Source organism: Acinetobacter suaedae (assembly GCF_008630915.1).
GTDB lineage: Bacteria > Pseudomonadota > Gammaproteobacteria > Pseudomonadales > Moraxellaceae > Acinetobacter > Acinetobacter suaedae.
On sequence record NZ_CP043909.1, the window covers coordinates 1,537,213 to 1,550,296 of the forward strand.

General features: G+C 36.2%; 12 protein-coding genes. 7 read left to right on the plus strand and 5 right to left on the minus strand.

All coding sequences use genetic code 11. The annotated features are described in order from the left end of the window. Positions 1-10 precede the first annotated feature (10 nt). The 5 genes from F2A31_RS07230 to F2A31_RS07250 all read left to right on the plus strand — a co-directional run bounded on the left by F2A31_RS07230 (position 11) and on the right by F2A31_RS07250 (position 6,237). Complete coding sequence (locus F2A31_RS07230; RefSeq protein WP_150025811.1) at positions 11-1,030, plus strand: AraC family transcriptional regulator; 1,020 nt, start codon at positions 11-13, stop codon at positions 1,028-1,030. A 118-nt stretch (positions 1,031-1,148) separates the two neighbouring features. Further along, on the plus strand, positions 1,149-2,294 hold the full coding sequence (gene zapE, locus F2A31_RS07235) for a cell division protein ZapE (protein WP_150025812.1): 1,146 nt from the start codon (positions 1,149-1,151) through the stop codon (positions 2,292-2,294). Between the two features lie 294 nt (positions 2,295-2,588). Further along, positions 2,589-4,751, plus strand: coding sequence for a malate synthase G (locus F2A31_RS07240; protein WP_150025813.1), 2,163 nt, complete (start codon positions 2,589-2,591; stop codon positions 4,749-4,751). A 135-nt stretch (positions 4,752-4,886) separates the two neighbouring features. Then, positions 4,887-5,507 (plus strand): 2OG-Fe(II) oxygenase, encoded by a 621-nt coding sequence (locus F2A31_RS07245; protein WP_150025814.1) that lies wholly within the window; start codon positions 4,887-4,889, stop codon positions 5,505-5,507. Between the two features lie 67 nt (positions 5,508-5,574). Beyond that, entirely contained in the window at positions 5,575-6,237 is a 663-nt protein-coding gene (locus F2A31_RS07250) for an SOS response-associated peptidase family protein (RefSeq protein ID WP_150025815.1), read from the plus strand. 74 nt (positions 6,238-6,311) lie between these two features. On the opposite strand, the gene F2A31_RS07255 is transcribed toward F2A31_RS07250, so the two are convergent. Both F2A31_RS07255 and F2A31_RS07260 read right to left on the minus strand, forming a co-directional pair. Then, on the minus strand, positions 6,312-6,776 hold the full coding sequence (locus tag F2A31_RS07255) for a MarR family winged helix-turn-helix transcriptional regulator (RefSeq protein WP_150025816.1): 465 nt from the start codon (positions 6,774-6,776) through the stop codon (positions 6,312-6,314). A gap of 683 nt (positions 6,777-7,459) precedes the next feature. Further along, positions 7,460-8,320: an alpha/beta hydrolase family protein gene (locus F2A31_RS07260; RefSeq protein WP_150025817.1), complete on the minus strand. Its 861-nt coding sequence runs from the start codon at positions 8,318-8,320 to the stop codon at positions 7,460-7,462. Positions 8,321-8,458: 138 nt separating this feature from the next. On the opposite strand from F2A31_RS07260, the gene F2A31_RS07265 reads away from it, so the two are divergent. Beyond that, positions 8,459-8,914: a hypothetical protein gene (locus tag F2A31_RS07265; RefSeq protein WP_150025818.1), complete on the plus strand. Its 456-nt coding sequence runs from the start codon at positions 8,459-8,461 to the stop codon at positions 8,912-8,914. Between the two features lie 12 nt (positions 8,915-8,926). On the opposite strand, the gene F2A31_RS07270 is transcribed toward F2A31_RS07265, so the two are convergent. Together F2A31_RS07270 and brnQ are read right to left on the minus strand one after the other, a co-directional pair. Next, entirely contained in the window at positions 8,927-9,187 is a 261-nt protein-coding gene (locus F2A31_RS07270) for a hypothetical protein (RefSeq protein ID WP_150025819.1), read from the minus strand. A 391-nt stretch (positions 9,188-9,578) separates the two neighbouring features. Continuing rightward, positions 9,579-10,880: a branched-chain amino acid transport system II carrier protein gene (gene brnQ / locus F2A31_RS07275; protein WP_150025820.1), complete on the minus strand. Its 1,302-nt coding sequence runs from the start codon at positions 10,878-10,880 to the stop codon at positions 9,579-9,581. Positions 10,881-11,232: 352 nt separating this feature from the next. On the opposite strand from brnQ, the gene map reads away from it, so the two are divergent. Beyond that, entirely contained in the window at positions 11,233-12,027 is a 795-nt protein-coding gene (map, locus tag F2A31_RS07280; protein WP_150025821.1) for a type I methionyl aminopeptidase, read from the plus strand. Between the two features lie 38 nt (positions 12,028-12,065). Here map and F2A31_RS07285 read toward each other — a convergent pair whose 3' ends face one another. Then, the gene (locus tag F2A31_RS07285; protein ID WP_150025822.1) at positions 12,066-12,986 is read right to left on the minus strand and encodes a LysR family transcriptional regulator; all 921 of its coding nucleotides are present in this window, start codon (positions 12,984-12,986) and stop codon (positions 12,066-12,068) included. Between the last annotated feature and the right edge of the window lie 98 nt (positions 12,987-13,084).

Genomic DNA, 13,084 nt, shown 5'->3' on the forward strand with positions numbered 1-13,084 from the left:
ATTTAGAATTATGAAAAGATCTATCCTCGGATTGATGTATTTGATTCAAGGCATGCGCCACATTGGTATTGATGTGGATGCACGTTTAGCAAAAATGGGAATACATGCCGATGCTTTAGATCCAAGTTCAATCATTGCAGATGAGATCGAGTGGGATATTTTGCAGCATATTAGTCAAGATGTTTCACCTGAGCAAGGTTTGTTTATTGGACAGCATTATGCCTTAGCTGGTTATGGTCCATTTCTTATGCTTTTAGTGACCAGTGATACATTGGAAAAAGCTTTACTCAATGGTATACGTTTTCAACAGCTCACACATTTGTTTGGTTCTCTACAATTAGATATTCGCAAAGATTTGATTCGTTTATCTTACCAGCCGATTGACCTTGAAACACATTTAGGGCATTTAAGAGCACAGTGTGAAATCTCTGGAACCTATAAGTTCCTACAAGATATTTTTAAAATGATGGGATTAGAGATTCCTAAAATAAAGATTGAATTACCTTTTAAAAGACCCAAAGAGTTACAATTGATCGGGTCCTACCAAGATTATTATGGTGTAGATGTAGAATTTGGCTGTGAGCAAGCCGCATTTATTATGGAAAATACCCAACTCTTGGAAACTAAAATTCCATCTGCGGATATCTTGACCTATCGCATTTATGAAGAAAAATGCCTATCCGATTTGGAGCTGTTGAAGAAGGTTGAACATTTAGATGTGACTATAGTTGAGTATGTAGAAGGTTATTTGGAATTACAAAATGGAGTCATACCAACCATGTCTGAGACAGCATGTGCACTCAAAATTCCTGAACGAACATTAAGGCATCAATTGCAGCAAATGCAGACCAGTTATAAAGAAATCCGTGAAAGGCTCATCAAGAAAAAGGCAATAAAATTTATAGAAGCAAGTACATATTCAGTTGAGCAGATTGCAGAAATGTTAGGTTATTCTGAACCTGCTGCTTTTAATCATGCATTTAAACGATGGTTTGGACAGAGTCCTCGACAGTACAATCGAAATCATTAAATGATTAAAAATGGAACATTATGATGTTTAAACTACATGATAATTAAGCCTAAAATCTAATGTCTTTGAACTCAATGTTCGATATAATTTTTCTCAATTAAAATTGTAATAACACCTTATGTTAAATTCTAAGCCAGACTCGCATAGCACTGCATACATTCCAACATCACCTGCTGAGCGTTATGCTCAAGCACTTGAGTCAGGACAGTTTATGCCTGATGAAGCACAAGCTCAGGCTGTTCAAGAGCTAGATCGCGTGTGGAAAGAGTTACTCACTCGTTATAAAGCATCGAAGAAGGCGTTTCGACGTTTCCGTCGCCAAACCTATCCGAAAGGCGTTTATATGTGGGGTGGTGTAGGACGTGGAAAGACATGGTTAATGGATCAGTTCTATGAGTCTGTGCCATTCCGTCGCAAAACGCGTATGCATTTTCATCACTTTATGCAACATGTACATAAAGAGTTAAACAAACTTTCTGGTCAACGTAATCCATTGGATTTAGTTGCAGATCAAATCTACAAAAATGCTGTGGTGATCTGCTTTGATGAGTTCTTTGTATCAAATGTCACAGATGCAATGATCATAAGTGACTTGTTCCAAAAGTTGTTTGAACGTGGTGTTACTTTAGTTGCAACTTCAAATATTGCACCTGAAGGGTTATATAAAAATGGAATTCATCGTGATCGCTTCTTGCCAACGATCGCATTAGTCCAGAAAAATTGTGTTGTTCTAAACGTTGATGCAGGGATTGATTACCGTTTACGTGTATTAAAACAGGCGCAGTTATTCAAGTATCCACTTGGTAGTGATGTACAAGCTTGGATGGCTGAACGTTTTAATGCTTTAACTCAAACACAAGTGCAATCAAACTCTCCAATTATGATTAATAATCGTGTTGTTGAGACTTTGGGTCATACTGAAGATGTATTGTGGTGTGAGTTTTCTGAATTATGTTTTAAACCGCGTAGTCCTGCTGATTTCATCGAAATTGCGAATATATACAATACTGTGTTGGTCAGTAACGTCCCGCATTTAACAGACTTCTTGTCTGAAGGGACGCGTCGATTTATTTATTTGGTCGATGAGTTCTATGATCGTGGGGTGAAATTGTTATTGACCTCAGAGGATTCAATTATTGATTTATATAAAGGTGATAAATTAGCATTTGAAATTGAACGGACCCGTTCAAGATTACTAGAAATGCAATCAGATGATTATTTGAACTCTGAGCATCGACAAATACAAATCGCGAAAACTTCATGATTTAAAAAAGGCATTCTTCGGAATGTCTTTTTTTATGAATTTAAGTAGAGAACACTTTATTCTTGCTTGAATTTTGTTATAACTAGATAGGTTTGAACCTTGAATCAGGGTGATAACACTAAACAGTAAGGACATAATACATAAGCTTTTCCCAAAACAAGAAATTTAATTTTTGTCAATACTACATGTTGGGAAAATGCTTACTATTTAGGAATGTGATATTACTATTCAGGCTAGTATAAATCGGTATACTAGGTTTCTTGTTATAAAAAGTTAGCACCATCAGGAAAGACAATGACTGTACGTATTCAACAAGGCAAGCTAGCGATTGCTAAAGAACTTTACGATTTCATCGAAAATGAAGCTTTACCAGGTTCTGGTTTAGATAGTGAAACTTACTGGAAAAACTTCGAGCAAGTCGTTGTTGATCTTAGTCCAAAGAACAAAGCATTATTGGCTAAGCGTGAAGAGCTTCAAGAGAAAATTGATGAGTGGCATCGCAATAATAAATTTGAAATCAATGCATATAAAGCATTCTTAATTGAAATTGGTTATTTAGTACCAGAAGTAGAAGATTTCAAAGTTACAACTGAAAATGTTGACGAAGAAATTGCTTTATTAGCTGGTCCGCAGTTGGTGGTACCTGTACGTAATGCACGTTACTGCTTGAATGCTGCAAATGCGCGTTGGGGTTCATTGTACGATGCACTTTATGGTACGGATGTAATTTCTGAAGAAAATGGTGCTGAAAAGGGTAAAGGATATAACCCTGTTCGTGGCGATAAAGTTATTGCTTTTGCAAAAGATTTCTTAAATCAAACCTTCCCATTGGCGCAAGGTTCGCATGCAGATGCAACAAAATATGCAGTTGATCATAACCGTTTAGCTGTAAGCTTAAAAGATGGTTCAACCACCACCTTAGAACATGAAGCACAATTTGTTGGTTTTAATGGTGATGCGGCTAATCCAACAGAAATCGTTTTATTAAATAATGGTTTACACGTTATTATCGATATTGATGCGAATAGCCCAGTAGGTAAAACTGATGCGGCTGGTGTAAAAGATTTAACACTAGAAGCGGCAATCACGACAATCCAAGATTTAGAAGATTCTGTTGCAGCAGTTGATGCAGAAGAGAAAGTCGAAGGTTATCGTAACTGGTTAGGCTTGATGAAAGGTGACTTGCAAGAGTCAATCGAGAAAAATGGTAAAACCATTACTCGTGCTTTGAATAAAGACCGCACTGTTCAGAACCTAATTGGTGGTACAACAACACTACATGGTCGCTCATTAATGCTTCTTCGTAATGTTGGTCACTTAATGACAAACCCTGCGATCCTTGTAGAAGGTGAAGAAGTATTTGAAGGCATCATGGATGCTTTGATTACACCATTGCTGAGTATTGTTGATATTCGTGGTCAAAATGAGAACAAAAACTCTCGTAAAGGCTCAATGTATATCGTAAAACCTAAGATGCATGGTCCTGAAGAGGTCGCATTTGCAGTAGAGTTGTTTGAGCGTGCTGAACAAGCACTTGGCTTACCAGCTAAAACACTCAAAATCGGTATTATGGATGAAGAACGTCGTACTTCTGTGAATTTGAAGAACTGTATCGCTGCTGCTAAGGATCGTACGATCTTCATCAACACAGGTTTCATGGACCGTACCGGTGATGAAATCCACACTTCTATGGAAGCTGCACCAGTTGTACGTAAAGAAGCAGTTAAGACTCAGAAATGGATTGCTGCTTATGAAAACCGTAACGTTGCGATTGGTTTAGCATGTGGTTTGCAAGGTAAAGCTCAGATTGGTAAAGGCATGTGGCCAAAACCAGATAGCATGAAAGATATGTTGGCGACTAAGACTGCACATCCAAATGCTGGTGCAACTTGTGCATGGGTTCCATCTCCAACGGGTGCAGTACTTCATGCGTTGCATTATCATCAAATCAATGTAAAAGCACGCCAAGATGAGTTGGCTGCAGAAGATATGTTGACGCTTGATGACTTGTTAACTCCACCATTTGCACCTGAAACAAATTGGACTGCAGAAGAGTTAAATAATGAGCTTGAGAATAACTGCCAAGGTATTTTAGGTTATGTTGTTCGTTGGGTAGATTTGGGTGTGGGTTGTTCGAAAGTTCCAGATATCAACAACGTTGGTTTGATGGAAGATCGCGCAACATTACGTATCTCTTCTCAACATGTTGCTAACTGGTTACGTCACGGTATCGTAACACGCGAACAAGTTGAAGAAGTGCTTAAGCGCATGGCTGTGATTGTTGATCAACAAAATGCTAATGATCCATTGTACACGCCAATGGCACCGAACTTTGATGGGATTGCATTCCAAGCTGCTTCTGACTTGATCTTCAAGGGTGCTGAGCAACCATCTGGTTATACAGAGCCATTGTTACACGCTGCTCGTTTAAAACTTAAAGGTTATACAGGTGACTAATTTCGATTAGTTGCGTGAATCTGACAAAGACCTTTCAATTTTGAAGGGTCTTTGTTTTTATAGCTTCAACATATAAAAGCAAACCAAATTTTTGCTATAATTCTCTTAATTTGATCATTTAGTCGAAACTTAACGATGTCACAAATTTTAAAATTAGATGCTTTACAACAAGCACAAGTTTCAACCTCCCCGTATCCATATTTTGTAGTAGAGAATTCTATTGTGGATAGTGAAGTAATGGCAGTGATTCAAGACTTCCCAAAAATTGATCAAGGTGGAAGCTATAATATTGAAAATGTTGAAATCAAACCTAATTTTGATCGTTTCTTAAAGTCTCTTGATACCAAAGAGTTTCGTCAAATCTTAACAGAAAAATTTGATGTGGATGTGATGGAGCATCCAATGATGATCACATTACGTGGCTATTCACGTCAAAAAGATGGTCGTATTCATTCAGACTCTAAAACTAAGCTGCTCACTATTTTGATTTACTTAAATGAATCTTGGGAAGCGCCTACAGGCCGTCTTCGTATTTTAAATGATGAAAAAAATATGGATGACTATGCTGAGGAAATTAATGCTGGTCCAGGAACTTTGGTTGCGTTTAAAGTAACCGATAATGGCTGGCATGGGTATGTTCCTTATGAAGGGCAGCGTCAGTCGATTCAAATTAACTTTTTAACAAGTGATAAAGCCAACGCTAAGCATCGTTTTGTACATGGTTTAAGTGCGAAATTGAAAAAGTTATTTAAATAACATTAAAAAAAACAAGGAGGTGATGAAGCCTCCTTTTTAAACAGCATTTTTTAAATTAATCATCAATATGTGTGCTAACTATAAGCCTTTAACACTTGAGCAAGCAAAGCAGCTAAAATTGCCATTAATTCCATTTGAATATGTGGATGAAGTCTATCCGAGTTATAAAACACCTTTGTTATTTCAATCCGAATTAGGCTTAGAGTGGCGAGAAGTATTGTTTGGACTTGTACCGAAATGGGCTGAAGACACGAATATTGCTAAGCATACTTATAACGCACGGCATGAAACTATTTTTCAGAAGCCAAGTTTTCTTGAATCAGCATCAAAATGTAAATTTGGTGTTATACCTGTTTTTGAGTTTTATGAAAGCAAATATATCGACGGTAAACCACAGCGTTGGGGAGTACGTCGAAAAGATGGTCAAGCATTTTATATTGCGGCACTTTACGAAATACGAAAATTAAATGATCAAATTGTGCGCTCAGCAACGATGTTAACGATGAATGCGATTGATCATCCGATGATGAAAGATTTTCATGAACCTGGTGACGTTAAACGGTCAGTAGTTGTTATCCCACACAATCGTTTGAATGAGTGGCTAAGTTTAAAGCAACCTAACGAACTTGGTCATTTTATGTGTGGATTCCCAATAGAGGAATTTGAGTGTTCTCATGTACCAAAAATAAAAGTAGAAAAGGTAACACCTCAGTTGAATATGTTTGATTGAAGAAAACTGAACTAGTGATATAAATGATAAAGGCTTCATGATCGAAGCCTTTATTTATTAACCTACAGAAACGTCTAGCGAGCTAGATTTTTGAACATATGCTTCAAAATTTCCATAGTCTTTTCAATTTGAAGAGGGGTTAAGCCATCAAAAGACTGCTCCAGAATGACAGAGGTTAAATCATTAATTTTAGTGATCATTTCTTTACCTTTGTCAGTGAGATAAACACGAGTGATACGTCCATCTTCATTACATGAGTAAGTTTCAATATAACCTTCATCTTTCAGGCGATAAACAATTTTAGTTGTTGTCGACATTTTTGAGATGACCATATCTGATAGTTCAGATACGCTTGCATGAGGTTTAACATCTAATGCGATTAGAATACGACGACGTGAATTGTCTAAGCCATATTTTTTTAGTACGTTATCAATGTTTTGTACGTACTGAGCATTTACTTGAGATACCCAATAGTAAGGAAAATCTTCTAACTTAAATGAATCGGCTGTAGGTAAAAAACGCGCATATTTCTTTGTCATTTCCCTTTTTCCCCCATGCTTTATGAAGAGCGGTATAGCAGTTTAACGCTTAGATTCCATGAAATGTCTACAATCTCATTGCTAAAAACACAAGGTTTATAGCATGTCGTTGATAGCCAATCTATTTAAAGATAATCATCTCATTATCTTTCGAATTGTCTTTGGTAATTATCACAAAATTCACATAAAATTGTAATGAACCATGAATTCACCTAAACAATTATATCCAACGATATTCCAACGACTTCGCATTTCTGCTCATTTGTAGAATAATCACATTGTAGAAAAAAAATACGCATTTTGACGTGACTTTTTTATAAAAAATTCTGTCTAAAATGTCATAAAAATATAAAATTAATATATTTAATAAAAAAATAATAGTCAAAAAACTAATTAATACAGAATTTTGGATTGATCAGCTGGTTAAAAAAACAGTTGATAAAAATTTGTAAAACGCTGGAATAAGTACATTCTTTGTCACATTTTTTGATCTATAAGCTAAAAAAGACAAGATCGATAAAAAATATATTAAGTTTTTCTAATTTGTTTTTATTTTTTATAAGAGTGGCTAACTAATATTGTCTCATTTATGGACTTAAATGAGTTAAAAAGACGCATCTAAATAGGATTACAAATTTAGATGCGTAAACAGAGAAACTTATATGAGAAGTTGATAATAGTGGTTAGATATGTAATTCATTTTCGATAATTGGCCATAGTTTTTGATGTGTTTTTTTGAACATTAGCATATGCCCGATTTGCTTATAACCATGTTGTCTTGGGTTTAATTCAATGAGTTTAGTTTTTGCGTTTGGATATAAACGAAGTAAATCTTTGACATTGGCATGAGTTGCAATCTCATCATCACTTGCCCAAAATGAGGTTATAGGGCATTGAATTTCTTGGTGATAATCTTCAAAAATACTTTTTCCAATTGCATTCATTACATAGCCTGGCTTACTACAAAATTCAGCCCATTGTTTAGCAACATTTTTAGGTAGATTTTCGCCCATGCCAATAAACTGAGTGGCTCCATATCCTTTTAATAGACTCGAAAGAGGGAAAATTACATTAAACATTACTGGTGCAAGTAATTTAGTTTTGCCTTTTAAGCCTTTTATATGTCCAGTAGAACCTGCAATTGCCAATACTTTAGCAACTTTGTGATAGTTTGGTGCTATTCCTAGTAATTGACCACCAGCACTGTGTCCAATAATAATGACTTGTTTTGCAAGCGTGCGGTTTAATAATGTTTCAATTGCAGCAGGAATATCTAACATCCCCCAATCATCGATACTGGCAGTAGAATCCTTTAGTGCACCATGTAAGGATTCGCCGATCCCCCTAAAATCAAAACTGAGTACATCATAGCCTTGGTGGCTTAGCCATTCTGCAAAGGCATGATAAAAGGTTTTGGTGATACCAGTTGCTGGGCAAATTAAAATAGGTAGAGCTTTGATGTTTTTTTGTTGAGCAGGATAGAATTGAGCTGCAAGTTGATAGCCATCTCTACAACTTATCCAAAATGGTTCAAATGTTTTCATCCCAAACATACTCTTTTTGATTCATCATTCTACTTTACACAAGTTCTAAAAAGAAACTCGATTGAAATGTGACTCAAAAGTCAAATTTTATGTAATATAGCTGCAAAAGGGACTGAAGTTGATATTGGGGATATCGGAATGTATGTGTTAAATGCAGCAACACAAATTGCTATTGTGTTTAGTGGGGTGTTTTTATGGGTTGGTATGCTTACAGGTGTTTGGAAATACTACCAAATTAGACAAACAGAACAGGCAAGGGCGCATTACTATGTAGATATTGCCCATCGAAGTAGCCTATTGTATGCCGCAGCGAGCTTGATACTTGCAGTGCTTAGTTATTTTACGATTTTGGCTGATTCTGTAGTTTTATTTTGTGTTATTGCCAATTTATTCTTTTTCACAATATCAATTGTGACTTATATCATTCATGGAATATTAAAAGATACGACCAATCAATTTAAACAGCCCCATAAATTGGGGCACTTAACACTTCCAGCTTGGTCTATGACAATTATGATGTTGGCTTTGATTATGGTTGAACTTGGTGCAACAGGTGTGTTGTTATTAGGGACGGTTTTACGTTTTATGAATTAAAAAAATGGATGATCACTCATCCATTTTTCCTAAAGAATTTTTCTTACGTGCAAGACTTAATTGTCTAAATTTCTGATCTACAATAGCCCAGACGCAAAATGCCAGTGAAACAATTAATGCATAAGCAAAATATTCAGGTTTTAAATTGCCTTTAATTGCACCTTGAAATAAGAGCGTTGCCATTAGGGCTAATGTCGTAATAGCATAAATAATTGAGTCATTGGTCTTCAGAGTGTTAATGAAGACTTGCTTGTTGAAATGTATTGATAACATCTCCATCCCTCCTTGTTGCGATGACAAAACCATGTGTTTTTGTCGGAATTATTATTAAAGTTGTACTTGGATTCTCTAAACTTTTCAATAGCTAAATACATTCTTTTTTATGAAAACTATATATCTAGATTGATTTATATAAGTTTTTGGTATTTATTATGTGAATTTCGCTTATTTAATTGTTAAATAAAGGTTGTTTTTATATCCTTGAGGCTTGTTTGAAAATGCTTATTCGTTTGGTCGTGATGTATAAATCCATGCTTTGATCATTTTGAATTTATTTCAAGTAAAATGATTTGTCGTAAACAAAAAATGGACATTGGATAAAAGAACATTTTTTGTATAGCTAAAATCATGTTTGGGTAAAACATCATTTTAACGACAAATCACTTTAGTTTTTGATCGTAATCACTCGATCTATAACAATTGCAAATACGAGAACAATTAAGGATGGAAGTAACCATGCAAGATTTTGTTCATTTAATGGTAATTGCTCGATAAAAGTAGGTAAATATGTTTCAAAACCTGCAGCTTTTATGGCCTCAATAATTCCAAAAAAGAAAGCAATCGCTGTTACTGAGCCAACAACAAGAGAAGGCTTTTTCCAATATTTCCAGAAGAAACTCAGCATGATGACCACAATTGCAGGTGGGTAAATTGCACTTAACACTGGAACAGAGAAAGCAATCAATTTGGTTAGACCAAGATTTGAAATTAATAAAGACAAGCCTGTGAGAATGAAGACCAATAACTTATATGGTAAACCTGTTAACTCAGTGAAGTATTCGGCACATGCACAGGTCAAACCAATAGCAGTGACCATACAGGCTAAGAAAATTAAACCAGTGAGAAAATAAGAACCATAATCACCAAATGCATGTTGGACGTAAGCATGCAAGATGATTGCGCCATTGTCTGCATTGGCTGCAACCTCATGGCTACCTAAACCAAGTTTAAATAAGCTGATATAAACCAGAGTTAAGCCAAGACCTGCAATTAAACTCGCAATGATGGCGTATTTAGTAATAAGTTTAGAATCAGTGACTCCACGTGAATGAATTGCTTGAATGATCACAATACCAAATACAAGTGCACCTAAGGTATCCATGGTTAGATAACCACTTACAAAACCTTCTGATATTGGGCTTGCAATATAGTTGTTGATCGGGGGAGAGATCATTCCTGTTGGGATCGCAAATGCTGCAATACCTAAGATGGCTAGGGCAATGATTTTTAATGGCGCAAGTACATGGCCGACAGTATCTAAGAGTTTGTTTGGGTACAAAGACACAGCCATGACAAAAACAAAATAAATGATACTGTAGATGAAAAGACTACTGCTTGATGTTCCAAAATAAGGTGCAAAGCCAATCTCATAAGAAACGGTCGCCGTGCGTGGCGTAGCAAACAATGGTCCTACTGTTAGGTAACAGACGATCGTGAGAAGTAAACTCGAAAAACGTCCTAAGGGAGAGCTGATGATTTCAATTGAGCCTTGCATGCGAGACAAAGCCATAATTGTGATAACAGGTAGACCTACTGCGGTGATTAAAAATCCAAAAGCAGCTAGCCATACATGTTCACCAGCTTGTTGAGCAACAATTGGTGGAAAAATAATATTACCAGCACCAATAAACAGTGCAAAGGTCATAAAACCTAAGGCAATAATATCTCCTGTACGGAGTTGATTCATAAAAGCGGGATGATTTAATAAAAGTGCGGATTTTAGAACAGAAAGATGATCAATTGAAACCAATTTTATGTGAAAACTGGTTTATTTTTGACTAAAAAGAACGCATAAAAATCAAAATATGATTTTGTTGGATTTGAATTGTCGATAAGTGTTTAAAAGTGCAGCAGATTTAATAGGTTATTGTTTTTCTCTATAATTGTCATTGAAATTAAATGTAAAATAAAAGTGTTATTTTCGTCATAAAATGATTGAAGATTTTTCTTTTGAAGCGTAAAACTACAACGCATACTTAATTGTGGCTTTTTTTGCTACATTTCTGAACTGAAATTGTTTTTTATAAGGAATATCTCGAATGAGAGCTTCTACTGTGACCATTAAGACAGAACAAGATATCGAGAAACTACGTATCTCGGGGCGTTTGGCGGCACAAGTATTAGAAATGATCGGACCTTATATTAAACCCGGCGTTTCAACGGAGTATTTAGATGATATCTGTAATGATTACATCGTAAATACATTACAGGTTGTCCCTGCAAATGTGGGCTATCATGGCTTTACCAAAACCACTTGTATTTCTGTTAATGAAGAAGTCTGTCATGCGATTCCTTCTGCAAAGAAGATTCTACAGGATGGTGATATTTTAAATATCGATGTTGCAGTGATTAAAGATGGATATTTTGGTGATACAAGTCGTATGTATTTTGTGGGTGAGCCAAGTCCAGCAGCTAAAAAACTAGTTGAAACCACCTATGAAGCAATGTTAGCTGGTATTCATACAGTCAAACCAGGTGCGACTTTAGGGGATATTGGTTACGCGATTCAATCTGTGGCTCATCGAGAGGGTTATAGCATCGTTCGTGAGTATTGTGGGCATGGTATCGGACGTGTTTATCATGAGCAGCCAAATATTTTGCATTATGGGCAAAAAGGCCAGGGTATGGTGTTAAAGAAAGGAATGGTATTTACTATTGAGCCGATGGTAAATGCAGGAAAACCTTTTGTGAAAGAATTAAACGATGGTTGGACTGTTATCACACAAGATAAATCTTTATCTGCACAATGGGAACACATGGTTGCAGTGACTGATGACGGTTTTGAGCTACTCACTCCATGGCCAAATGGAACAGGAAATTATCCGCCTGTTTAATATTTATTCGATTGTTAAATAAACAAAAAAGGTTCGGTTTAAGACAGAACCTTTTTTGTTGCACACTGAGCTAATTCTTCTACTAAATAATCAATAAAAACACGTACTGCAGGAAGCAAACCCCGACGTGAAGGATAAACGGCATGGAAAATACCGTGGGGTGCGGTCCATTCTGGTAGTACTCTGACAAGTTGTCCAGATTCGACAAAGTCTTGGGCAATGCTATCCGGTAATAATGCAATACCACAGTTTTGGCTGGCCAACTCAGTCAGCATTAATAAGTTTGAGCCCATAATGACGGGATTTACTTTAATTTTCTTTTGAATATTATTCGGTCCCGATAGTAAAAACTGTTGATCAAGATGATCTTCAGACATGCTAATGATACGGTGTTCTGTGAGTTGTTCGGGAGCAGTTACATGGCCAAACTCGTTTAAATAAGCTTGACTTGCAAAAAGACGTTGTTCGATCGTTTCAAATTGTCTTAAGACCAAGTTTGGATCTTCATCAAGTTTTGAGCGGACACGTAGCGCGAGATCAATTCCTTCATTAATCACATCAACTCGCCGATTACTAACCAACATTTGTACTCGTACTTCAGGGTATCTTTTTAAAAAGGTTGGTAGGATTTTGGCCATTTGATTTTGAGCTATGTCTACGGGCACACTGACTTTAATTACACCTCTGGGCTCACTGCTTAAATGGTTGACTACATCATGTGCAGCTTGTGCAGCATTCATCATGACCTGTGCATGACGATAGACATCCATACCAATATCTGTAACTGCAAAATGTCGAGAACTACGCTGAATTAGACGTACACCGAGTTGCTCTTCGAGGTTGTAAACGCGCCGACTGAGTTTTGATTTTGGAATATCAGTTGCGCGTTCAGCCGCACTAAACCCACCATGTTCAACGACTAGCGCAAAACAGTAAAAATCATCTAAATCGGTTAGCATTATTCAATTCCATTTCTGCAACATTCGATATTTTATAGATTTGTCGTTGCAAAAATAAGAGCGTATTCGATATTTTTTGTGAAGTAAAAAGTCCTTTA